Genomic DNA, 21953 nt, shown 5'->3' with positions numbered 1-21953 from the left:
CTCATACGCGATATATGAACAGGGAGGTGCAAGCTATAAAGGGAAAAGTGTTTAGTTTGGTAGCGCTTCTAATGCGTCTCTTAAACTTTTAGGGCGCATATCTGTCCAAACCTTTCGAATGTGCTCTAAGCAAAGTTCTTTATTACCTTTAACACCAACTTCACTCCATCCGTTTGGTACTGGGTGGTATGTTGGCCAAATGCTGTATTGCTCTTGAGCATTAAGAACAACGGTAAACTCTGTATTTGGGCTATCTATACTCATGGGTTCCTCAACTAACTTTCTTTTTATTTTGTTTTTTATATACGATCTAAGCGACGACACTTTCGAGTGCTTGATGCGCTTGAGATAAATCCCCTTTACTCAACTCAATCAATTGACCTGTATTCATTTTGAAAATCCGATCTGCGGCATCAAAATAAGCATCATCATGAGTGATAGCGATAACGGTAACGCCTCGCTCTTTAAGTAAAGGTAATAATTGACGATAAAATAATTTTCGGAATCTTGGATCCTGATCCGCGGCCCACTCATCGAGTAAAATACAGCCACGCTTTTCGATAACAGCCATCAGTAATGCAAGACGTTTTCGCTGACCTTGGGAATAACGGACATCACTTAACTTGCCGTTGTCATGTTGTACTTTGTGCGACATTTCAAGGCGCACCATCCACTCATTTATCTCAACATCCGAGATATCTTGTCCCTCGCCGTCAACTATCTGGTGGAATAAATGGAAGTCGCTAAAAACTGAAGAAAACTGATGTCGGTAATCCTGCCAACTTGACTGTAATACTTCGCTATCATCAACGAATACCGCTCCCGAATGTGGTCGATATAAACCCGTTAATAAACGTGCGAATGTCGATTTACCGCTGCCATTTCCTCCAATAATAAAAATGTGTTCACCGCGTTTGATATCAAAATCTATAGGGCCAACAGCGAATGACTCGTCGTCTCCATCAGCTTGATAGCGATACGTTACTTGTTTCAAAGCTAACGAATCAAACGACTGGTTTTGAGCGGACTTCGGTTCTAATGAGCGGCTTTCACTTAACGATAAAGAATTAAGCTTCTTAATAGAGATATTGGCGGTGACTAGCGTTGGAATCGAACCCACAGCAGACATTAAAGGAGTACGCATGAACAAAACGACCAACGCAAACGTAGACGCTACTTCAATGCTCGCCCAACCAAGGCCCGTCGCGAGATAAAAGTTTAAGCCTATCAATGCAAGTACTACGGTATTGGCCATATTCGCCGCAAAGCCATTCAAAATATCGGCTTTGGTCACTTCATTTCGATAACCTTCAGCATTGACTGAAAACTCTTCGTCGAAATAGCGCTTAGCTCTGAACGGGTTCAAAGATAATTCTTTACGCCCTTCAATCAATGATTGGTAGTCGTAATAAAGCTTATCGTCGTATTCTCTAACTTGCTTTACATGCTTAGTAATTTTAGTCACCAACACGTAGCCAATCACACCAGTTAACGACAACATCAGTACACTCACGAAAAACAGTGATGCCGACAAAATTGCCAAGTAAGCAAGTGCAACAAAAGTAAGGACCAAGCCATACACCAATTCTGGTAGGTGGACGAACGCAATGGTGATGTTTCTTACATCCGTATTCAGAGAAGCCAGAACTCCCGCACTCCCCACCTTTTCGACTTGTTCAATATCAGTATTAAGTAACTGCGCAACCAATTCACGTCGCTTGTTATAGACGAACTTATGCCCAAGCTTATGCAAAGATACTTGTGCGATCGTTGCACTCACGAGCAACGCTAATAACAGCAAGCTGAATTCAACTAAAGTGCCGACTAATGAATTGGCTCCATCCAACAATTTATGTTGGATAAAAGCAATTACCCCTACACTCAAAAAAGCACTGGTTACACTCAATAAAATCACAAACGACAGAGCCTTTTTTTGCTTCTCTGCCAGTAATAGGATTAATCCCATCCTGATAACACCATATGAATAATTTTAATTGTGATTATCATTATCAATAAAGAAACGAACAATCTTAATGTAGGAAGCGAACTCCCTACCCCTATTTTTCTGTATCTAATCTTTTGTCTTAACGTACTAAAGCCTTCTTAGGCCCCACATCAGATACATACCACCGATTATGGATGCGACCAGACCGGCTGGAATCTCTTGGGGGTAGAGCCACTGTCTACCGAGCCAATCTGAGAACAGCATCAGCCCCATCCCTATCAAAGAAGCACAAATCAGATGCTCTTTGGCACGACTGTACCCAAACAATCTCGCCAAGTGAGGTGCCATTAAGCCGATGAAACTTATCGGCCCAACCACCAAAGTGGCACTAACTGTTAAACAGGCGACTAATACGAGAAGCAGAATTCGCGAGCGAGGGACATTAATACCTAAAGACTTAGCGCTCGATTGCCCTAGCGGCAATACATCCAGCCAACGCGCACAAACAAAGCCTAATGAGATAAACACCACCGACGAAACCAACAAAGGAAGTAACGTTTGTTCAGTAACGTAATAAGTCGACCCTGACAGCCATGCCAATACTTGATAGCTACGAGGATCACCGCCTGCCATCACAAAGCTTTGAACCGCATTCATCAACGCCGTTATTGCGACACCGGTTAACAGGACTCGCTCAGGTTGAAAGCCAGATTTTTGGTTAAGTAAAACGATGATTCCCAGCGTACAAACAGCCCCAACAAGCCCGCCTATATATAACCCGATAACGCTTGACCCTAGGCCAGTGAAGATCGCAATAATCAAACCCAATGCAGTACCAGAACTAATGCCGATTACCTCTGGGCTTGCCATTGGGTTGCCACTTAGCCTTTGAACTATGGTTCCTGCCACCGCTAACATGCCACCAGCTAATGCCGCCGCGACTAATCTAGGTAAGCGCCACTCTAGAAGCACCCAATCATTAGAGATGAATAACCAACTCCACCCTTCGGTTTGTATCGAAAACAGGCTAAATATAATCAGTGATAACGTAATCAACGTTAACGCCAACCCTACCGAGTTTTTGCTTAATCGTGGCGCTGTTTCTGAATGACGAGTAAGTACAGTTTGCGTCTGAGCTTGGCTTTTCATCGATAACTTAGGTAGCAACCACAGAAGCAATGGGGCACCTAACGCTGCGGTTGCTGCGCCAGTCGGGATAAACATCGACATCAAGCCAGGCAATTGCTGGATAACCAAATCTGTCACGCTTAATAACAAGCCGCCGAGTAGCATAGATACCAATAATTTTGGTACTAAACGATGAACTCCCATCAAGCGAGCAAGAGCCGGGGCTGCTAACCCAACAAAACCTATAATACCAACGGCGCTTACCACCCAAGCCGTTAGCATTACCGCCAGCCCAAGGCAAACCACTCTCAGTTTAGGTAATGACACACCTAAACTTTTCGCCCCTTGCTCCGACAGCTGTAACAAACTAAGCGGTTTTACAAACAAGAACGCAATAGCCACTGCGATTGCAACACGTGGCGCCAAATACTGGACATCATCCCAGCCACTTTGAACCAGTGAACCCGCGCCCCATATCATCAGCCCACTTAACTTATCTTGATTCATCATTAGTAAAACGGTGCTTACAGCACCACAGTACAGATTCACGACTAAACCAGACACAATCACAACGGTTGGCGATAGCGCGCGTCTCCACGACAAAGCAAACACAAGCCCGATAGTGGCGATACCGCCGACCAATGCAACCAAAGAGTATGACCATTCCAGTAACCATGGGGCATACAATGTTGCTAGCATCAACGCAAAACTTGAACCACTTGCAACACCAAGCGTAGAAGGTGACGCCAACGGGTTTCTTAGTACCTGTTGCATCAACACACCAGCCACGGCTAGCGCGGCACCCGAGAGCAGTGTGGTGAAAAGGCGTGGCCACCAAGACAAATGTAATTTAACTGACTCTGGTGATGAAAAATCTGCAGACCATAAGCTAAACGCGTTCACGAAATCAGCTTGGTTTGAGGACAGGTGCCCCGCGATCAACCCCAAACTGCTCGCTACAAGTAATGCAAAAACGCCAAATGTTAGTATTCTCATAACTGGGCCTCACTACCAAGCGCTTCGGTAATAAAGCGAGCAAATCGCGTTGCAGAAGGAATAGAACCAAAGCTCCATACCGGTGGAACTCTTACGGCCTCGTATCCTGATTCTGTAACCACATACTGCCAAAATTGATTGTTAGCTAACTGTTCACTGGTACCTGCTGGCAAAGGCTCAATAATTACTATCTGTCCTTCAATTCCGATCAGTTTATCAATACCGACTAGGCTATAACCCCATGCGTTTGTTATTCCTGGCCATGCACTTTCAATTCCTAGCTGATTGATCGAAGTTTTATACAAACTGTTTTTTCCAAACACACGAACGTGGTTGGAATCCATAAACTGCACCATCAACAAAGGCGGCACATCACTAGGCAACACCTTTTTTAGCTCGGCAATTTCACTTTGAGCATCTTGAATCAGAACATCAGCTTGCTCTTCGCGACCGACCTCTTTGGCTATAGCACGCGCATTTTTAACTAACGCTTGCCAATCAATATCACCATCACGGTAAAGCCCGATGCTTGTCACTGGGGCAATTTTACTAAGTTGAGGTTCCAACGACGAAAACATTGGAGAGATGAAAATTTTTTCCGGCTTAAGTTCGAAAATACGCTCCAAATTTGGTTGAGTTCGTAAACCCACGTCTGGAACACTATCTGGAATAAGTGGCGATTTTACCCATGCGTTGTAGTCCGCAATCTGGGCAACAGCCACAGGCTCAATTCCCAAAGCCAACAGCGTCTCGGTTTGTGTCCAGTCAATAGACATCACGCGAGGCATCGGCTGCTCAAGTGGCTGATTTTCATTTAATTGAGTATCGGCATTTATAGGGAGCGCACAAAGTAAAGTTCCTGCGTACAGTACTTTTTTTAGAATGGAATCAAACATTAAGCTGGCTCCACATCGCCAGGCATAGCAACAGGGTACCCAGCAGGGTGCTGAGTAATATGCATTGGAATCCCGTAAATATTCTTCAGCTGCTCTTCTTTAAAAACAGCCTCTACCGTCCCTTCTACAAGCAACTCTCCAGAATGCATCGCGATAATATGGTCACAAAAGCGTGCGGCCATATTGATATCGTGGATGACGATAATTACGCCTAGATTTAGTGACTGACTGAGCGTTTTTATGAGTGTAAGCATTTCTATTTGATGGCCGATGTCCAATGCAGATAAAGGTTCATCTAAAAGCAAATACTTAGTGCGCTGAGCCAACAGCATCGCTAGCCAGACTCTTTGGCGTTCTCCTCCAGAAAGTGTATCCACAAGACGATCTGAGTATTTCGAAGTGCCAGTATGTTCCAGAGCTTGATCTACGTATTCTTGATCTTGTTTGGATAAACGCCCTAATAAGCCATGCCACGGATAACGCCCAAAGCTAACTAAGTCACGCCCGGAAAGGCTGTCTGTCGGAGGAAGGTGCTGAGGTAAATAAGCAATGTGCTGAGCAAAGTCTTTATCATTCCACTTTGCGATATCTTTATCCGATAAAGATATTGTTCCTTCAGAGGGTGATTGCTGTTTCGCCAAAAGCTTGAGTAACGTAGATTTACCAGAACCATTATGGCCCACTAAAGCGTAGATCTTCCCTTGTTCAAATGAAGCGTTGAACTTACTGAGCAACGCTTTATCGCCCACTTTAAAACCCAGATCCTTTGCCGCTAGCATATCGAAAACCTTAAAAACATATCATTCACTAAACTTTAATGGATGAGATACATATTCACTAAATCATTAACAGAAAGTTGTTATACACTTGCAACTTACCAAATGCAAACAATTTTCATTTAGATTATCATGTACAGCGTTCTGGTTTTTCCTTACTATTTAGAGGGTTAGGCTAAATCAATCTACAAATATGGCATTTACGCGATAGCATCAATTTATAAAGCAATCAGAGAAAACAAAAATGAAAAGTAACTCCCCTCTTTCTAACAACAGTCGCGAGTTTGTAAAAGCACCAATTAGCGTGCCTTTACTCATAGAGGGAAATTGTATTGAAGCCCTATTAGTAGAGTTCAACCCAAACCACTATTTTGATGAGTTATTTGAAGCATTTGACATACATCTACCTGACTCTATCAAAGTGGCAGTAACTCAGAGAAAAGCCGAATTTTTAGCAGGCCGACACTTGGCGGGTAAAGTGATGGATAAACATGGACTTGGCAGGCCTCGACTTCCGATAAATGCAGATCGCCGCCCAAAGTGGCCTAGTCAATTCACAGGCTCCATTTCCCACTCCAAAAACCTAGCGGTCGCATGCGGCGTATTGCCAGATGACCCAATGGAACTAGGAATCGATGTTCAACACAAAATTGATGAGTCTGTAGTCAAGGATATTAAGGCAATGGTAGCTGACGATGAAGAACTTCATTTGATGAGAGCATTTGGGTTAGCAGAAGAACTCGCGATCACGTTACTGTTCTCGGCTAAAGAGTCCATATACAAAGCCATTTCTAATAAAACAACGAGTCTTTTGGACTTTCATTCAGTATCACTGATTGATATTGATAACCACGCGCTTACGTTTACCAGCAACATCAAACTAAACCTATCAGGGCACAGCTTGGACACCATACACTGCCAATATCAATATCTAGAACAATACCAAAGTTGTTTAACATTTTGCTATGTGAAGTATTGAATTAGCAATGTTGTTATCGACGACTAACTATTACAAATCGACAGTTCGACAACATACTTAGACAAAAGCCTGACTAGCTATATAGGGCCAAACAATAAGGATGGTGATGCTATAAATCGAGCACCACTTATTGCCATCTAGTTAACCTAAACTCGAGATTAACAATAACAATATACATCCCAAATATAATGGCGTCAGATTGAATATAAGACTCTATCGATTCGGGCACTCCATTGGGACAAATAGGCAGTTTCTATAAGAGATCAAGACAATAAGTCATCAACTTGCAACGCTATCTAGGTCAAGCCACCTATTTGTATGGAGCGAGACTGGTTTTTCGATACGTTTTCTATACTCCACCAAGTCAGAAATCAGCCCAAGTTTTAACCCGTGCTCTTGAGCATAAACTTCTAGATCAGGTCGCCTTGCCATTGTGCCGTCTTCATTCATAATCTCGACAATCACACTAGCAGGTTCAAACCCCGCGAGGCGCGCTAAGTCGCACCCAGCTTCTGTATGCCCTTCTCTTACAAGTACACCTCCGTCGCGCGCTTTTAAAGGAAAGATATGCCCAGGGCGAGTTAAGTCTAACGGCTTAGCATTCTTACGAATTGCGGTAAGAACCGTATGGGCGCGATCATGAGCCGATATACCGGTAGTCACACCTTCTGCAGCTTCAATTGACACAGTAAACCCAGTACCTTGAGGGTCAGTACTGTTTTCAACCATCATAGGTAATTCAAGTTGGGCACAGCGCTCAGCGGTTAATGTTAAACAAATCAGACCACAGCCTTTCCGCGCCATAAAATTTATGTGTTCAGGTGTTACACACTCGGCAGCCATAACAAGATCGCCTTCATTTTCTCGACCTTCATCATCCATCAAGATAACCATTTTTCCTAATCGAATATCTTCAATGATCGCTTCGATATCACTAATCGCCATGTTATGTCCTCTGATCTGTTTTGCGTTTGTTCTATGTGTAATCTAATTCAAGCAAGGGCTAGCATTACCAAATGGGTGCACGAGTCCTTGTTCATAACACCCCATGTATAAGCCAAATTGGCCGTAATCTTCTTCGTTGATATACCGACTTAATATTTGACCTATCGCCGGATAAGTCAGCTCTCCCCAAGGCACTTCTTCTTTAGCAACAAAGTCCACTTCTTCAGTTTCATCACCAAATGGTTGTGAAAAGCTCACAAACCTCGCGCGGAAGATAATATAAACTTGGTTCATTTGCGGTACGCTAAAAATCGAATAAGGCCCTAGCACATCAACCGTTGCACCTGTTTCTTCAAGCACTTCTCGAACAGCAGCTTGCTCTACAGTCTCATCGTTCTCCATAAAGCCTGCAGGGATACTCCATTTCCCTTTCATCGGTTGAATCGCCCTTTTTCCGAGCAAAAACTTACCTTCGTGCTCGATGATACAACCTGCTATTACCGTCGGGTTTTGATATACCACATGAGAGCAGTCCTGACACACCGGTCGTTGATGTGTATCGCCAGGAGGTACCTGCATTAGGACCTTGTCACCTCCGCACTGTGAACAAAAGTTAATCTTTTTATGCAACATACCTTACTCCTTTATGCGATATTCCTATTTACTACTGTCTAAAACCCTTAAACCACGCTAGTAAGCCTTAGCGCTCGTACTCATCAATCACTTCTTTTGCTGTACGGAAGGCGTCGATAGCCGCAGGGACGCCACAATAAATGGCGGTTTGTAACAATACTTCTCGAATTTCTTCTGTAGTACAGCCGTTGTTCAAAGCGCCACGAACGTGCAATTTCAACTCGTGTGGACGATTCAATGCAGTGATCATTGCGAGGTTAATCATACTTCGGGTTTTAAGGGGTAACGTGTCACGCCCCCATACTTCTCCCCAGCAGTACTTAGTGACTAACTCCTGCATTGGCATTGTAAAATCCGTAGCATTCTCAATAGACGAATCAACATACTCAGCGCCAAGCACCTGACGACGTATAGCTAAACCTTCTTCGAATTTATCGCTCATTACCTTTTCCTTTAAATTTCTAATTCTATGTAGCCTTTAGGGCCTATAAGCCGCCCATCATGACGTATTTCGTTTCTAAGTAATCATCAAGCCCTTGGCGTGCTCCTTCTCGGCCAAGGCCAGACTCTTTTACTCCGCCAAAAGGTGCAACCTCAGTTGAGATAAGCCCCTCGTTAATTCCCACCATGCCTGATTCAAGCTCCTCGCTCACTCGCCATGCACGCTGTAATGAACCGGTGTAGGCGTAGGCCGCTAGACCTGAATCGGTATCGTTAGCACGGGCAATAACTTCATCATCAGACTTGAATCTAAACAGAGCTGCTAGCGGGCCAAAAGTTTCTTCTCGAGCCACCAGCATGTCGTCATTAACTTCAGTTAACACTTGGGGAGGAAAGAAATTGGTCCCGGCAGGCTGAGCTTGACCAAAGGCTTGTTTTGCACCTTTGGAGATGGCGTCATCAATATGCCTTTGCATTTTCTGTACTGCAGCCTGATTTATTAACGGGCCCATCGTTGCCCCGGAGGAAAAACCATCCGCTACGCGTAACTCAGCAACTCGCGAAATCAACTTTTCTGCAAACTCCTCGTAAACCGTGTCATGTACATACAAACGGTTAGCACACACGCAGGTTTGACCCGCATTTCTAAATTTTGCGATCATTACGCCATCTACCGCGGCATCTAGATCTGCATCATCAAAAACAATAAATGGGGCATTACCACCCAGCTCTAGTGACATTTTCTTTACCGTTGAAGCTGATTGCTCCATCAATAACTTGCCTATTGCGGTAGACCCTGTGAATGAAATCTTCTTAACGACTTTACTTTTAGTCAGTGCACCCCCGATCTCAACAGGGTTGCCTGTAATCACGTTAAACAAACCTGATGGTATCCCTGCCCTTTCTGCAAGTACCGCAAGTGCAAATGCAGTAAGTGGTGTTTCAGGTGCTGGCTTCAACACTACTGCGCAACCCGCAGCGAAAGCAGGCCCGCACTTTCTTGTAATCATGGCAGCAGGGAAATTCCATGGTGTGATTGCACCCACAACGCCAATTGGCTCCTTACTGACTACAAGACGCGAGTTAGGTTTGTGGCTTGGAATGACCTCGCCATAGCTGCGCTTTGCTTCTTCTGCAAACCACTCAATGAAACTCGCCGCGTATGCGATTTCACCTTTTGCTTCCGTAAATGGCTTACCTTGCTCAGTGGTTAAAATCGACGCAAGATCGTCTCTATTATCGATAATCAGTTGATACCAACTTTTCAGGACGACTGAGCGCTCTTTAGCCGTTTTTTTCTTCCATAACTTTTGCGCTTGCTCTGCCGCCTCAATCGCTGACAATGTCTCTTTCTGACCTAGTTCAGGGACATAAGCGACTATGTCGCCGGTGGATGGGTTATACACAGGTGCCGTGGCGCCATCTTCTGCTGCTACCCATTGTCCAGCAACGTAGCAAGTCTGCTTCAGTAAGCTTGAGTCCAATAATTTCACCAAAAATCTCCCACTGCCTATTTCAATTTAATCTCTACGTGCATTGCTTCTCTGGAATATTTATCGAGGCCACATAACTCCTCTATTCGTTCATATTGGGCAATGAGCTCATTTTGCTACGGCAGTAAAGTAAAGGATGAGTTTGTTCTGTATTTGCGAGTTCAGCATTCACGACTTGACCAACCAAAATGGCATGGTCCCCTCCTGGGTAGTCATTCCACAAGGTACATTCCAGGACAGCCAAGGCACCTTCAATAACAGGTACACCATGTTTGCTTTGTTTGATGTTCAACCCTTCGGATTTATCAATACCCTTTTTGGCAAACTGATAAGCAACGCCCTGTTGATCATCAGCCAATATGTGGATTGCAAATTTTTGAGTATCACGAATAACCGGATAGGAATCCGAGGTGTAGCTAGGGCAAACCAAAACCAAAGCAGGATCCATAGATAGCGCGCTAAACGCACTGGCAGTAAAACCTACCACGTCACCAAGATCGTTATATGCCGTAATAACAGTCACGCCTGTTGGAAACTGACCCATGATGTTTTTATACAATTCAGGCGAAACGGCTTGGTCGATTTGTTGTTGTGTTGTCATGTTGATTCCTTTCTTAACGCATAGTAAATGGGTCAGCCATCGGCTCTGAGGAGGTATTGATCCAAACCGATTTCAGTTGAGTGAACTCATTGATAGAATCGCTGCCACATTCTCTTCCATAGCCACTTTGACCATAACCACCAATTGGAGCGGAAGCGGAGATTGCTCTATAAGTGTTTACCCAGACAATTCCTGAACGGATGCCTTTGATCATTCGGTGAGCTTTAGCTAAGTTTTCAGTCCAGATGCCTGCAGCCAGTCCGTATTTACTGTCATTGGCGAGTTTCAATGCTTCAGCTTCATCAGAAAATGGAATGACCGTAGCAACAGGACCAAAAATTTCTTCCTGAACAACTGTCGCGTTATGATCGGTACACTCTAAAATGGTTGGTGTGTAATACCATCCAGGAGTAATGTCGGGACGCTTGCCGCCAGTGCGCAGTTTAGCGCCTTCCGTTAGCGCTATATCGACATAGCGTTCTACAATTTCGAGCTGAGCTTGGGTAGCCATAGGGCCCATTTCCGTTTCCACTTTCGATGGGTCGCCTATCACAATTCGTTCGGCGCGAGCAGCCAACTTAGCCACAAACTCTTCATAAATATCTTGCTGGACTAATAAACGAGAGCCAGAGACACAGCTTTGACCTGCGGCGGCAAAAATACCTGCTACGGCACCATTCACAGCACTGTCGATATTGGCATCGTTGAAGATGATATTCGGCGATTTTCCGCCTAGCTCCAGCGATAGTTTGGCGTAATTTTCTGCTGAGTTTCTAATTACATGCTTTGAACTTTCGCTACCGCCAGTAAATGCAATCTTGCGAACCAGTGGATGGCGAGTTAACGCAGATCCACAAGGTAAACCGAACCCAGTAATGACGTTGACAGCACCCGGAGGGAAACCCGCCTCAAGCACCAGTCGGCCAAGCTCTAACAATGTTGCTGACGCATGTTCTGAAGGCTTAAGTACTACCGTATTACCTGCTGCAAGTGCTGGCGCTATCTTAATGGCTGTCAGGTACAACGGAGAGTTCCAAGGGATAATTCCAGCAATGACACCCAATGGTTCACGAACGGTATAAGCAAACATGTCAGACTTATCGAGAGCCAATGTTTCGCCTTCGACTTTGTCTGCTAAACCAGCAAAATAATAGAAAAACTCAGGTAAATAACTGACTTGACCTAAGGTTTCTCGGATCAACTTTCCGTTATCTCGGCTCTCTAATTGCGCCAAATGTTCTTTGTTTTCCGCTATTAAATCCCCAAGACGACGAAGAAGTTTGCCTCGTTGAGCAGGAGTGGTTGAAGACCAGCTTTCCGACTCAAATGTCTGATGAGCTGAGCGAACCGCTTGGTCTACATCCTGCTCATCAGCATAGGGAAACGATGCCCAAGGTTGTTCATTTGCAGGGTTAATACTTTCGAACGTCTTACCCGCATTTGCTGAAACCCACTCTCCGTGAATTAACATTTGAAACTGTTCAAGCGCCATTTATAACCTCCTGTAACACCTTTTCTTTGGGCCCATTTATCTTCTGCTCTTCAAAAAAACGAAGAAGCATCTTGTTCACTATTTGTGGTGACTCGACGGGCATCATGTGACGTTGCTGTTCAAGTACAATGACTTTTGCTTGTGGCAAGTGCAGCGCCAAGCCATGAGCCATTTCCGGCGTAGAACCTATATCAAGTTCTCCAGTCGCCACCAAAGTAGGAACATCCAACTTGTGTAATTTCGAAATGCCATAATTATCACTCTCCCCAAACAACTTGTAGGTGTGTAAATAGCCATTTTTACTATTTGTGATAATACGCTCAGCAAAGGCTGCTATCTGGGCAGGGTTGGCTCCGCGATACTCCATGCTAAACCAACGCTCAATAGCCGCATCAACATTTGCTCCAGGTCCGAACTTCTCAACATCTTTGCATCGTAAAAGTACATTTTTACGTTGCTCTTCAGTGCGATTGAAGACGCTATTAAGTACAACGAGCCTGTCGACTCTATGCGAATATTTCAGCGCAAAAGCACGAGCAACTAAACCTCCCATCGAGAAGCCCACCACTGTTACTGGACTCTCAATTTTAAGTTCCTTAATTAAGCGTTCGAGCTGCTCTGCATAAGCTTCGACTGTATCTCCACTTTGAGGCTCAGGACTCTCACCATGACCCAACATGTCATAACTAATAATGCGATACTGCTTAGCAAGGCCAACTATTTGGCCACCCCACATTGACTTGTCCAAACCTACACCATGAATGAAGATGACTGTTTCGCCATCTCCACATGAAAAGTAGCTGGTTCCATCAACTAATTTCATGCTCTCCATATCGATTCCTTATTTTGACTTTTCAGCGGCTTTCTCTTGAGCAAGCTCTTCAAGATCAATATATCGATTGCCAATACGAGGGTGTACGCGCCCTCCATCAGAAGCACCAAGAACCACAACAATTTCATTCGCTGCAGGCGCATCCTCAATTTTCATTTCAAGCGTAACGTAGTGAGATCGAAGCCCTTCATCATCTTTGTGCATCATTGGAATTTGAATAGATGTACCACCCGCGCCACGTTTGTTGGTAAAGCTCAAATAGCTTTTAGCTTCAACCGCCTCACGATAATGATTACCGAAACGCAGTGTGTGGATTACCGCTGAAGCATGTTCGATTTCACCTTCCATACCGACAACCGCAGCCTTTCCATAAGCTTCAATATTTTCAGCTCCACCCATAACTCCAACTAGCTTGTCTACGATAAGAGCACCCAAATCAGAACAATGCTCAGTCACTTCTGGGCGTAGGTTTTCAACAAACCCTCTCCCATGCCAAGGGTTTTCAATAACGACTGCAACTGCTGCCATCTTTACCGGTTTATCGCCTACTTTGCCGCCTTCTATGCGAGTTTCTTCAATATAAGTGCAGATCTTTCGGATATTAAACGCCATTGATTTTTCCTTTTTACATATATGCCTCTAAGCGATAGAAACGGTGTTATCGCTCAACCTGTATTATGGTATACCAAAGTTTTCACATAAAAAGAAATGACTTTAGTCTAATAGTTGAAAGCGAGAATTAGAAAAAACAAGAATTAATAACCATAAAACAATAACTTAAAACACAATCAACTCTAATTCCAACCGGAATTGTTTTGTTTAAAATATCAACAACGATCACAAAACATAACATTCCTAAAATTATTTGAATTTGTTAAAAAACCAGAAATACAAAATATTAACCTTTAATTTCAACAACTTAAATGAATACAATTGTTAACTCAATGTTAATAACAGCAATTGATGTGTGTATTTAAAATGCTATGGTATACCAAGAAATCACATAACGAGTCAGCCAAGGAATTGGTCGGCGATATAAAAAAGGGTGTCTAGAGGTAATGTAGTCTGAGGGCTGCTGTTGTTTATCCAAGATGCAAACATACAGCGTGTAAAGGAGCAATCCTGCTATGAATTCCAACCGTAACATGGTTAACAACCAGGGAATATTTCAAGGGGTTAACCAAACTATGACCATTGCCTCGTTAGCAATGGTTTCAGCATTCGTTCTCTTTTCAGTACTACAGATAGACTTAGCCAATACTGTCTATAGTGGTGTGAAAAGTTGGATAACAACCAACCTTGGTTGGTACTACATCGGAGCCGTTGCAGTCATATTCGTATTCTCCGTATGGGTAGCGTTCAGTCAATTCGGTAAGGTACGTTTAGGCAAAGATTCGGATAGACCTGAATTCAATAACTTTACTTGGTTTGCCATGTTGTTCAGCGCAGCCGTAGGTACTGGACTCATGTTTTGGAGTATTGCCGAGCCATTGACTTATATCCAAGGTAACCCCTTTGCGGAAATGGCTAATGTTGGTGCAAGCACAGCAGAAGCAGCCCAGATAGGAATGCGTATAACCATTTTTCATTGGGGCCTAAATGCTTGGAGTGTGTACGTATTAGTCGGATTAATTTTAGCGTATTTCGCTTATAGAAAAGGTCTACCTCTTACTATCCGTTCTGCGCTTTACCCAATATTAGGTGACCGTATTTATGGGCCAATTGGACACGCGGTCGATCTGCTCGCGATATTCAGTACTTTATTTGGTACCGCGACAACGCTAGGCCTTGGTGTTTCACAAATGAATGCCGGACTTAACTACTTGTTTGACATTGAGATCAACTCAGTTAACCAATTGATTTTAATTGTTGTTGTAGGATCAATTGCGACCTTCTCTGCTGTATCAGGTTTGCAGAAAGGCATAAAACTTCTTAGCCAATGGAATGTAAGAATTAGCTGCGTGTTATTCGGTTTTTTCCTAATTGCAGGCCCTACCGTTTATCTATTTAGCACTTTCTTTACCAATATGGGTGACTACTTAGCGAGCTTCATTGGCATGTCTCTTTGGGTCGATCCTCAACCTGAACGTCAATGGCAAGGATGGTGGACTGTTTTCTATTGGGCATGGTGGTTAAGTTGGGGTCCATATGTAGGTATTTTCATTGCTCGTATCTCAAAAGGACGAACTATTCGTGAGCTAATGTTAGGTGGAGTGCTGGCAAGTACACTTGGAGCCTTTACATGGATAACCATTATGGGCGGAACAGCAACTTACATAGAGTTGTATACCGCGAGCGACCTTACTTCAGTCGTTAACGAAAACCTAACCATGGTGCTATACAGCACAATCGAAGCACTGAATGTTCAATGGCTAACATGGCCAATGGCAGCGCTCGCGACCCTTATGATTATTTCTTGGTTTGTGACCTCTGCGGATTCCGCAACGCTAGTAATATGTACTATTTTGTCGATGGGCGGTAATCACCCACCAATCAAGATGCGCGTTATATGGGGAGCTGGATTAGGTATTGTGGCTGGCATATTGCTCATGGCTGGCGGGCTGGAAGGACTACAAGCGGCTTCAATTGCAGCAGCACTACCGTTCTCAGTTGTCTTAATCATTATGGCTTACTGCTTTATGAAAGATCTGTACATAAGCACCGAATACCAAGCCACACCACAACCATTAAGTAAAACACCGATTAAATCATTAGAGCCAACGTCAGCTCTTACTAAATAAATTCAATAGCTTGAAACATAGAGGCTTCCTACAAAGCCTCTTTCAAAACATAACTGAAAGGATACTTCTATGAAATTTTCGCTTTTTCTGCACATGGAACGCTACGACGACAATAAAACTCATAAAGAATCACTAGCGGAACTTACTGAACTAGTGCAGATCGCTGAACAAGGTGGCTTTGAGATGGCTTGGGTTGGTGAGCATCATGGAATGGAATTCACTATTGCTCCAAACCCGATTAACTACATCACGTACCTTGCAAACAAAACCAGTACTATACGCCTAGGCGCCGGTACGTTTATCGCACCGTTTTGGCACCCAGTAAAACTGGCTGGAGAAGCCGCCCTTGCTGATATCATGTGTGATGGACGTTTAGAGTTTGGTATTGCACGTGGAGCTTACCAAGCTGAATTCGACCGCTTGATGAATGGCATGCCTGCAGCTGACGGCGGTAAGTATTTGCGAGAAATGGTACCAGCCCTCCAAAAGCTATGGGCTGGTGACTACGCACATGAAGGCGCGCTATTTCAATTCCCTACAACGACAAGTGTTCCCAAGCCTCTTCAACAACCTTATCCGCCAATGTGGGTAGCAGCACGAGATCCAGACTCGCATAACTTTGCTATCAGTAATGGCTGTAACGTAATGGTGACACCGTTGCAAAAGAATGATGAAGAAGTCCAAGACTTAATGAACAAATTCAATGAAGCCTGCTCTAATAACCCTCAAGTTGACCGACCTGACATCATGCTACTACGTCATACTTTTGTTGGTGAAAACGAGCAAGATTTAGCAGCTGGAACAGACGCTTTGCATCGTTGGTATTCCATGTTCATGGCATGGGCTCGAAACAACCAGACTCCAAATGACGGGTTTGTTCAACACTTAAGTAGTGAGGATTTAGGTGAGAGCTTTAGTAAAGAAACGCTCCGCAACAATCTTGCGATTGGTACGCCAGAGGACATGGTTGCTCGCCTTAAGTACTACGAGACATTAGGCATCAGCCAATACAGCTATTGGGCTGACAACAGCTTAAGTTTTGAAGAAAAGAAAAAATCGCTACAGTTGTTTATTGACAAAGTCATGCCGGAATTTAAGTAAGAGCCACACATAATTTAGTTCCCTCTTCATCCAAAGCGCCCCATTAACGTGGGGCATTTTTCCCTTTCCATCACATTACGTAATTAGGAGTACATTATGAAAGGATATTGGATAGCTCACGTTACCGTTCATGATATCGATAAGTATAAAAATTACACCGATCTCGCTCCCAAGGCTTTTGCGCCTTATAAGGTAAAAATGTTAGCTCGCGGGGGGCGGTATCAACAGCTAGAAGGCAATGAGCGACATCGTCATGTTGTTATTGAGTTTTCATCATTCAATGATGCTCTTAATTGTTATCATTCAGACGCTTACCAACAAGCAGCAATACACCGCCAGGGCGTAGCGACAGCAGAGGTCGTCATTGTAGAAGGTGCAGAATAAAGTTCCATTCGTATTCTAGCTGTATAACAACATCAATATAAAATAGATTAACATTGGTATTAACAATCACTTATAATCGAAAACTCGAGTGCTAAATCACTTATTAAAAATAGTACAAACCCAGAATTTACTTAGCTTCATCGTAATTCCGCAATGAAATGCTCAAAAGTAGTGAGAATAAAACATGATTAGGCAAGCTTCGCAATTAACCAAGATTGACAACAATCGTATTCCTTTACGCGAACAAGTGCTTAGAACTCTTAGAAGCGCGATCATGAACTTCCAACTTATGCCTGGAGACCGTCTAGTTGAACGTGATCTTTGTGACTTGCTTGGCGTGAGCCGCAGTTCAGTTCGTGAAGCGCTCAGGCACTTAGAGTCAGAAGGACTGGTTGACTACCTTGAGAACAAAGGTCCAATAGTTACACGGCTGACGCTGGAAACCGCGAAAGAGATATACGAGTTACGTGTGAGTTTAGAAAGCTTGGTTGTTCAGTTATATACGCTCAACGCGACCGACAAACAACTACAGATGCTTGAAACAACACTTCATTTACTTACCCGCCGACTCACACAAAATAATGTGGCAAACATTCTCGACAGCGTGAATGATTTCTATGAGTTACTTTATGAAGGCTGTGGGAACCAGACAGCTGCCAAGCTATTGCGCCAACAACAGGCTCGTATAAACCTACTTCGCGCGACGTCGATCTCCCAAGAAAACCGCTACATGCAGAGCATTCAAGAAATGAGTGCTATCGTTGATGCGATACTCAAACGTGATTGTGAAGCAGCACATAACGCATGTACTGAGCACATTCGCCTTGCTTCTGAAGTTGCGCTAGCCGCCATGGCTGAAAAGGAAGGTATCTCTGAAGTCCCAAGTATCTTCATTCCTAAAAGAATACAGTTGTAGCAGCGCTTTTCCCTATTAGGTGCTTGCTGTGTACCTCTCTAAATGCCAGGTTAAGCTAAATCGTTTACTAACCTGGTACTGTTAGCAAAAAAGCCTTCTAAATATTCTTAGCCATATCAGCTTCAAATATAGTGTCACTTCCAATCGAAAGAGAACAATTCAACTCTTAGACACCCAGAATTAGACAAACCTCATATGAAGCATAATATTACAGACACAAAAAAGCCCGCTATAAAAGCGGGCTTTTTTGTTTGTTCATAAAGAACGAATAATGGTGCGTCCGAGTGAACTCGAATCACCGACCCCCGCCATGTCAAGGCGGTACTCTAACCAACTGAGCTACGGACGCACTATGTTCTAAATCTTCTATCAAACGAATTGTGACTAAATCAATCGTTGTTGCTTGACAAAAACAACAGAAGGAATGGTGCGTCCGAGTGAACTCGAATCACCGACCCCCGCCATGTCAAGGCGGTACTCTAACCAACTGAGCTACGGACGCATTCCTTTAGAACGAGGAGGATATTAACGACTGAATTAGAGACGTGCAAGTACAAATTTATGTGAAAGTGACCGTTTGCTCTTATTAGCACCAATACGAATATAATTTAAACACCACCGAGCCTAATAACTTGAGCAATATCACAGTATTAGCGATATCAATATTCTAAGAAAAGTGACTCTACTATGGCGAACGAAGCTCAATACGAGTACGGCTGTCAATTTGTAGTTCTTCAAAATCGTTACGCCAGTACTTTGCCACCATCTCGTCTATTAGGCCTGTCTTTCTTGCATGCTGTAACGCTCGCTCTAAAACGGGCTGGTAGCGTGTTGCACTTTCGCTCAAGTAAAAACGGAAATCACGTTCGTAAACAAGTAAAAGACTTTTCTCTATCTCTAACTGCGGGTTAAACAAGGCTTCATTAACCACTTCTGTCACTCCTCTCGGGAAGTAATTCACTTCTCCAGAACCTGACAACATTTCATAGAGCGCTCGCCACTCTCCGTCTTGAATATAAACAGGCAGGTCATTGGCTTTCCAGACTTTTTCATCATACCAATTCATACCTAACCCACCCACTAAGCCACTTTTTTGTAATTCAGACAAATCTGAAATACTTTGGTAATAGCGTTGTGAGCCTTTAGGGATAAGTAATACGCGGTGACCAATTAGACCATTGGTTAACGGAACATCAATATACCCATATTTTTTGTCTCGTTCATCAGTTTGAATTAACCAGATAAGAGATAGCTGATCTTTCTCAACCATTTTGACCATGCGTTTCTGAGGGATGTGTTCTGTTGGTATCTCAATAACCAGTTCAACCCCTATCAGTGCTAGCGAACGCTGGAGTAACTCATGGTAGTACAGGTGAATATTGTCTTTTACGGCGGGAAGTTTAAGCGTGATCGAATGAGGGTCTGCGTAAGAAATAGTACAGAATAAACAAAGAAATAAAGTTAGATATCTCATTCAGCCACCCTTCTTGCTAACACCTATAGCTAACTATAGGTGTTATAGAGAAATTCGGTGATGAATTTATTCACTATTCATCTTCAGTTTCGAAGACTACGTTGTAATTTTCAGTATAAGTACAGTTAGGTTGACGGCTACATGTGAAGAATCGACGGCCTTTGAAATCACCTTGGCTGGCAATCTTAATAACCATTGGGCTGCCGCATTTACGACAAAAGCGCACTTCTTTCGAAGGCTCAATAAGATCAATATGCGCTGCTAACAAACGTTTTAGGCGGCTTACTTGATAACTGTGTTTTACTGAAGCACCAATCAAAGGCACACCTGCTGATTTGCACACGTGCATCAGTAGCTTTTCGCGCTCTACTTTGCCTTTATCTAGCTCTTTCCCATTATCAAACTCGACGATAACCCTAACTTCAAGCGTTCTTGGGTCACACACCACAAAATCGAAATAGCTTCTGGAAATTTTGCTGCTTGCGATAAACCAGTTTTTCTTATTGTTGGACTTGGCTGGTGCTAGAACGTTAGCCATGTTCACCTTAGAAAACACCGCGCCATGTTCCCCAACCGCAGCCTTTAACGCATTATAAAAAGCAGCTTCTTGCATCGTCATTAGGCTACTTTTTTTGTGGTACGCGTGGTCTTTCGTATCATCATGTTTGATTACATACTTTTGGATAAAGTAAAAAAACACAACAAGTAGAACGACGACGATAAAAATATTGGTCATTATTGGTCACTTCATAGAAAACAAGCTGTTAAGCCTAATTATAGCCAGAAAGCGTATGTGGGATTGGAGTATCAATCAAGTTCTATCTTTCTTAGGTATGCTTCCTGTATTCGTTATAGCCAAATTATTCATACCACTTTAGTCTTAAATTAATATCCACAATAAAAACAATGATACTCACTTTGATCTAAATCAATTTTGAGACTTATGTAATCAACTAGATTAAAACTTGTTAGGCAAATGTTATTTTATGGAGAGTCATATGGAATTGAAACAAGACCCAAGATGTTACACGGACGTATGTGTAAACGGTAAGTGGTTTCACTATGATCACTGCGGCACAACTGCCTACATGCTCAAAGGAGGCGCGTCAGCAGAGTTTGAGTTAAGCAAAGAGCCTCAAACTGAAAATGAGCTGGTTTCTATGCTACAAGGCCTTATGCAATAAGTGAAAATGAAAAGAAGCTGCCTACAGGTAGCTTCTTTTAGCTTAAATACTTCTGATTATCTGACGCAATTATCGGTATAAGTTCAAGATTGAATCGAATTTATTCACCCCGTTTTCATCGGCTGTCTCTTTGACCATATCCACGCCTTTTTGCAATAGTTTTATGACTTTCACATCCGTGTTTTTGTTAAAGGCATAATAGAGTTCGCCTTCTTGTAGTATATGCACCACTTCGTAATCGGACGTTTTAAAGCCTGCAGTTGCTATCCACCATTTAGCCACATTTTCTTCATAGGCCCACAAGTCAATTCTGTCCTTTTGAATCTGCTGCGCAATGTTTTCTGCATATGAATTTTCTTGAATAGAATCTCTCGGCACTCCGGCTTCCAGTAATAACTGTTCACCCACATCATCTCTAATGACGCCTATACGGTACTGAGCCAGATCCATTGGTCCTTCAATTTTTATTTGATGACTTTTCTTCGCTAGGATCACAATCCGCGTTTCAGAAATGGGCCCCACCCAATAAAACAGGTTTTCTCGTAGCGTGGTTCTAGTTGTTGAAAAAAGCACGGTGTCTGGCTTAATTAGAGTGGAGCGGTACGCCCTAGCCCAAGGCTGAAGTGCAATATCTTCCCACAAGATTTGCTCACCCACTTCCTCTGAAGCTTTGAGTAAAAGATCCACTGCGATACCGGTAATCTTGCCTTCTTCACTAAAATTGTAGGGCGGATATTCTTCGGTTAAATAAGTCAATGAATTCAAGGTTTGGCTCATTGCTGACACTGAATACGCCACTAACAAAATCGCACATAGTTTAGCTAACTGCATCATTGCCTACCCACGAGTTTAATCGGACATAATGTAAAGTTAGGAGTCAATTGGGGCTACGTCTAGCTAAACTCAGGATTTATCTATCGATATATCAATAAGGAAAAGGAATGATATTTATATGCGCGTGATTTACTAGAAAAAGTTGTCTTACCTAGAGGGGCT

21 protein-coding genes, 2 tRNA genes and 1 pseudogene are annotated in these 21953 nt (G+C 43.2%); 6 read left to right on the top strand and 18 right to left on the bottom strand.

Going from position 1 to position 21953, the window contains the following annotated elements; all coding sequences use genetic code 11:
• Window positions 1-51 precede the first annotated feature (51 nt).
• From ELZ11_RS04705 to ELZ11_RS04685, 5 genes are all read right to left on the bottom strand, one after another.
• Window positions 52-264, bottom strand: coding sequence for an MbtH family protein (locus tag ELZ11_RS04705; protein ID WP_137356200.1), 213 nt, complete (start codon window positions 262-264; stop codon window positions 52-54).
• 46 nt (window positions 265-310) lie between these two features.
• Window positions 311-1966, bottom strand: coding sequence for a multidrug ABC transporter permease/ATP-binding protein (locus ELZ11_RS04700; protein WP_137356199.1), 1656 nt, complete (start codon window positions 1964-1966; stop codon window positions 311-313).
• A gap of 126 nt (window positions 1967-2092) precedes the next feature.
• The gene (gene fhuB, locus ELZ11_RS04695; RefSeq protein WP_137356198.1) at window positions 2093-4069 is read right to left on the bottom strand and encodes a Fe(3+)-hydroxamate ABC transporter permease FhuB; all 1977 of its coding nucleotides are present in this window, start codon (window positions 4067-4069) and stop codon (window positions 2093-2095) included.
• Window positions 4066-4965 (bottom strand): ABC transporter substrate-binding protein, encoded by a 900-nt coding sequence (locus tag ELZ11_RS04690; RefSeq protein ID WP_137356197.1) that lies wholly within the window; start codon window positions 4963-4965, stop codon window positions 4066-4068. The genes fhuB and ELZ11_RS04690 overlap by 4 nt, the downstream gene beginning before the upstream one ends.
• Window positions 4965-5744 carry an ABC transporter ATP-binding protein gene (locus tag ELZ11_RS04685; protein ID WP_137356196.1) on the bottom strand — a complete coding sequence of 260 codons (780 nt, stop codon included), beginning with the start codon at window positions 5742-5744 and terminating at the stop codon, window positions 4965-4967. The genes ELZ11_RS04690 and ELZ11_RS04685 overlap by 1 nt, the downstream gene beginning before the upstream one ends.
• A 241-nt stretch (window positions 5745-5985) precedes the next feature.
• Here ELZ11_RS04685 and ELZ11_RS04680 point away from each other — a divergent pair, with 241 nt between their 5' ends.
• Window positions 5986-6720 carry a 4'-phosphopantetheinyl transferase family protein gene (locus ELZ11_RS04680; RefSeq protein WP_137356195.1) on the top strand — a complete coding sequence of 245 codons (735 nt, stop codon included), beginning with the start codon at window positions 5986-5988 and terminating at the stop codon, window positions 6718-6720.
• A 327-nt stretch (window positions 6721-7047) separates the two neighbouring features.
• Here ELZ11_RS04680 and ribB read toward each other — a convergent pair.
• The 8 genes and pseudogenes from ribB to ELZ11_RS04640 all read right to left on the bottom strand — a co-directional run.
• Window positions 7048-7665, bottom strand: a pseudogene (gene ribB, locus ELZ11_RS04675) (3,4-dihydroxy-2-butanone-4-phosphate synthase); the annotation flags it as partial.
• Window positions 7666-7707: 42 nt separating this feature from the next.
• Window positions 7708-8298, bottom strand: coding sequence for an NUDIX hydrolase (locus ELZ11_RS04670; protein WP_137356193.1), 591 nt, complete (start codon window positions 8296-8298; stop codon window positions 7708-7710).
• A gap of 67 nt (window positions 8299-8365) precedes the next feature.
• Complete coding sequence (pcaC, locus tag ELZ11_RS04665; RefSeq protein ID WP_137356192.1) at window positions 8366-8740, bottom strand: 4-carboxymuconolactone decarboxylase; 375 nt, start codon at window positions 8738-8740, stop codon at window positions 8366-8368.
• Window positions 8741-8783: 43 nt separating this feature from the next.
• Complete coding sequence (locus ELZ11_RS04660) at window positions 8784-10232, bottom strand: NAD-dependent succinate-semialdehyde dehydrogenase (protein WP_137356191.1); 1449 nt, start codon at window positions 10230-10232, stop codon at window positions 8784-8786.
• An 82-nt stretch (window positions 10233-10314) separates the two neighbouring features.
• Window positions 10315-10833 (bottom strand): flavin reductase family protein, encoded by a 519-nt coding sequence (locus tag ELZ11_RS04655; protein WP_137356190.1) that lies wholly within the window; start codon window positions 10831-10833, stop codon window positions 10315-10317.
• A gap of 13 nt (window positions 10834-10846) precedes the next feature.
• Complete coding sequence (locus ELZ11_RS04650) at window positions 10847-12325, bottom strand: aldehyde dehydrogenase (RefSeq protein ID WP_137356189.1); 1479 nt, start codon at window positions 12323-12325, stop codon at window positions 10847-10849.
• Entirely contained in the window at window positions 12315-13157 is an 843-nt protein-coding gene (locus ELZ11_RS04645; RefSeq protein WP_244291596.1) for an alpha/beta fold hydrolase, read from the bottom strand. The genes ELZ11_RS04650 and ELZ11_RS04645 overlap by 11 nt, the downstream gene beginning before the upstream one ends.
• A gap of 9 nt (window positions 13158-13166) precedes the next feature.
• Window positions 13167-13769, bottom strand: coding sequence for an amino acid synthesis family protein (locus ELZ11_RS04640; protein ID WP_137356188.1), 603 nt, complete (start codon window positions 13767-13769; stop codon window positions 13167-13169).
• Between the two features lie 515 nt (window positions 13770-14284).
• On the opposite strand from ELZ11_RS04640, the gene ELZ11_RS04635 reads away from it, so the two are divergent.
• The 4 genes from ELZ11_RS04635 (at window position 14285) to ELZ11_RS04620 (ending at window position 18299) form a co-directional block, all read left to right on the top strand.
• Window positions 14285-15898, top strand: coding sequence for a BCCT family transporter (locus ELZ11_RS04635; protein WP_137356187.1), 1614 nt, complete (start codon window positions 14285-14287; stop codon window positions 15896-15898).
• A gap of 69 nt (window positions 15899-15967) precedes the next feature.
• Complete coding sequence (locus ELZ11_RS04630; RefSeq protein WP_137356186.1) at window positions 15968-16999, top strand: LLM class flavin-dependent oxidoreductase; 1032 nt, start codon at window positions 15968-15970, stop codon at window positions 16997-16999.
• 96 nt (window positions 17000-17095) lie between these two features.
• Window positions 17096-17383 carry a DUF1330 domain-containing protein gene (locus ELZ11_RS04625; RefSeq protein WP_137356185.1) on the top strand — a complete coding sequence of 96 codons (288 nt, stop codon included), beginning with the start codon at window positions 17096-17098 and terminating at the stop codon, window positions 17381-17383.
• A 184-nt stretch (window positions 17384-17567) separates the two neighbouring features.
• Window positions 17568-18299, top strand: coding sequence for a GntR family transcriptional regulator (locus ELZ11_RS04620; protein WP_137356184.1), 732 nt, complete (start codon window positions 17568-17570; stop codon window positions 18297-18299).
• Window positions 18300-18571: 272 nt separating this feature from the next.
• On the opposite strand, the gene ELZ11_RS04615 is transcribed toward ELZ11_RS04620, so the two are convergent.
• The 4 genes from ELZ11_RS04615 to ELZ11_RS04600 form a co-directional block, all read right to left on the bottom strand.
• Window positions 18572-18648, bottom strand: a tRNA-Val gene (locus tag ELZ11_RS04615).
• Window positions 18649-18724: 76 nt separating this feature from the next.
• A tRNA-Val gene (locus ELZ11_RS04610) sits at window positions 18725-18801 on the bottom strand.
• 183 nt (window positions 18802-18984) lie between these two features.
• A complete protein-coding gene (locus tag ELZ11_RS04605; RefSeq protein ID WP_137356183.1) occupies window positions 18985-19773 on the bottom strand; it encodes a hypothetical protein in 789 nt (262 codons plus the stop codon).
• Window positions 19774-19846: 73 nt separating this feature from the next.
• On the bottom strand, window positions 19847-20509 hold the full coding sequence (locus ELZ11_RS04600; RefSeq protein WP_137356182.1) for a DUF2726 domain-containing protein: 663 nt from the start codon (window positions 20507-20509) through the stop codon (window positions 19847-19849).
• Between the two features lie 262 nt (window positions 20510-20771).
• Here ELZ11_RS04600 and ELZ11_RS04595 point away from each other — a divergent pair, with 262 nt between their 5' ends.
• Window positions 20772-20957 carry a hypothetical protein gene (locus ELZ11_RS04595; RefSeq protein ID WP_137356181.1) on the top strand — a complete coding sequence of 62 codons (186 nt, stop codon included), beginning with the start codon at window positions 20772-20774 and terminating at the stop codon, window positions 20955-20957.
• 69 nt (window positions 20958-21026) lie between these two features.
• Here ELZ11_RS04595 and ELZ11_RS04590 read toward each other — a convergent pair whose 3' ends face one another.
• Window positions 21027-21788, bottom strand: coding sequence for a substrate-binding periplasmic protein (locus tag ELZ11_RS04590; protein WP_137356262.1), 762 nt, complete (start codon window positions 21786-21788; stop codon window positions 21027-21029).
• Window positions 21789-21953 lie beyond the last annotated feature (165 nt).

The organism is Vibrio profundi (assembly GCF_005281835.1).
Taxonomy (GTDB): Bacteria; Pseudomonadota; Gammaproteobacteria; order Enterobacterales; family Vibrionaceae; genus Vibrio; species Vibrio profundi.
Note: the sequence above shows the minus strand (reverse complement) of the source record. Positions and strands in the feature narration are given on the sequence as shown.

Excerpts from the sequence above, each read along its gene's own strand:
- ELZ11_RS04650 (WP_137356189.1), bottom strand. The coding sequence starts at position 12,325 with ATGGCGCTTGAACAGTTTCAAATGTTAATTCACGGAGAGTGGGTTTCA.
- ELZ11_RS04600 (WP_137356182.1), bottom strand. The coding sequence starts at position 20,509 with ATGACCAATATTTTTATCGTCGTCGTTCTACTTGTTGTGTTTTTTTAC.
- ELZ11_RS04605 (WP_137356183.1), bottom strand. The coding sequence starts at position 19,773 with ATGAGATATCTAACTTTATTTCTTTGTTTATTCTGTACTATTTCTTAC.
- pcaC (WP_137356192.1), bottom strand. The coding sequence starts at position 8,740 with ATGAGCGATAAATTCGAAGAAGGTTTAGCTATACGTCGTCAGGTGCTT.
- ELZ11_RS04670 (WP_137356193.1), bottom strand. The coding sequence starts at position 8,298 with ATGTTGCATAAAAAGATTAACTTTTGTTCACAGTGCGGAGGTGACAAG.
- ELZ11_RS04640 (WP_137356188.1), bottom strand. The coding sequence starts at position 13,769 with ATGGCGTTTAATATCCGAAAGATCTGCACTTATATTGAAGAAACTCGC.
- ELZ11_RS04620 (WP_137356184.1), top strand. The coding sequence starts at position 17,568 with ATGATTAGGCAAGCTTCGCAATTAACCAAGATTGACAACAATCGTATT.
- ELZ11_RS04630 (WP_137356186.1), top strand. The coding sequence starts at position 15,968 with ATGAAATTTTCGCTTTTTCTGCACATGGAACGCTACGACGACAATAAA.
- ELZ11_RS04645 (WP_244291596.1), bottom strand. The coding sequence starts at position 13,157 with ATGGAGAGCATGAAATTAGTTGATGGAACCAGCTACTTTTCATGTGGA.
- ELZ11_RS04655 (WP_137356190.1), bottom strand. The coding sequence starts at position 10,833 with ATGACAACACAACAACAAATCGACCAAGCCGTTTCGCCTGAATTGTAT.
- ELZ11_RS04705 (WP_137356200.1), bottom strand. The coding sequence starts at position 264 with ATGAGTATAGATAGCCCAAATACAGAGTTTACCGTTGTTCTTAATGCT.
- fhuB (WP_137356198.1), bottom strand. The coding sequence starts at position 4,069 with ATGAGAATACTAACATTTGGCGTTTTTGCATTACTTGTAGCGAGCAGT.
- ELZ11_RS04685 (WP_137356196.1), bottom strand. The coding sequence starts at position 5,744 with ATGCTAGCGGCAAAGGATCTGGGTTTTAAAGTGGGCGATAAAGCGTTG.
- ELZ11_RS04690 (WP_137356197.1), bottom strand. The coding sequence starts at position 4,965 with ATGTTTGATTCCATTCTAAAAAAAGTACTGTACGCAGGAACTTTACTT.
- ELZ11_RS04700 (WP_137356199.1), bottom strand. The coding sequence starts at position 1,966 with ATGGGATTAATCCTATTACTGGCAGAGAAGCAAAAAAAGGCTCTGTCG.
- ELZ11_RS04635 (WP_137356187.1), top strand. The coding sequence starts at position 14,285 with ATGAATTCCAACCGTAACATGGTTAACAACCAGGGAATATTTCAAGGG.
- ELZ11_RS04590 (WP_137356262.1), bottom strand. The coding sequence starts at position 21,788 with ATGCAGTTAGCTAAACTATGTGCGATTTTGTTAGTGGCGTATTCAGTG.
- ELZ11_RS04625 (WP_137356185.1), top strand. The coding sequence starts at position 17,096 with ATGAAAGGATATTGGATAGCTCACGTTACCGTTCATGATATCGATAAG.
- ELZ11_RS04595 (WP_137356181.1), top strand. The coding sequence starts at position 20,772 with ATGGAATTGAAACAAGACCCAAGATGTTACACGGACGTATGTGTAAAC.
- ELZ11_RS04680 (WP_137356195.1), top strand. The coding sequence starts at position 5,986 with ATGAAAAGTAACTCCCCTCTTTCTAACAACAGTCGCGAGTTTGTAAAA.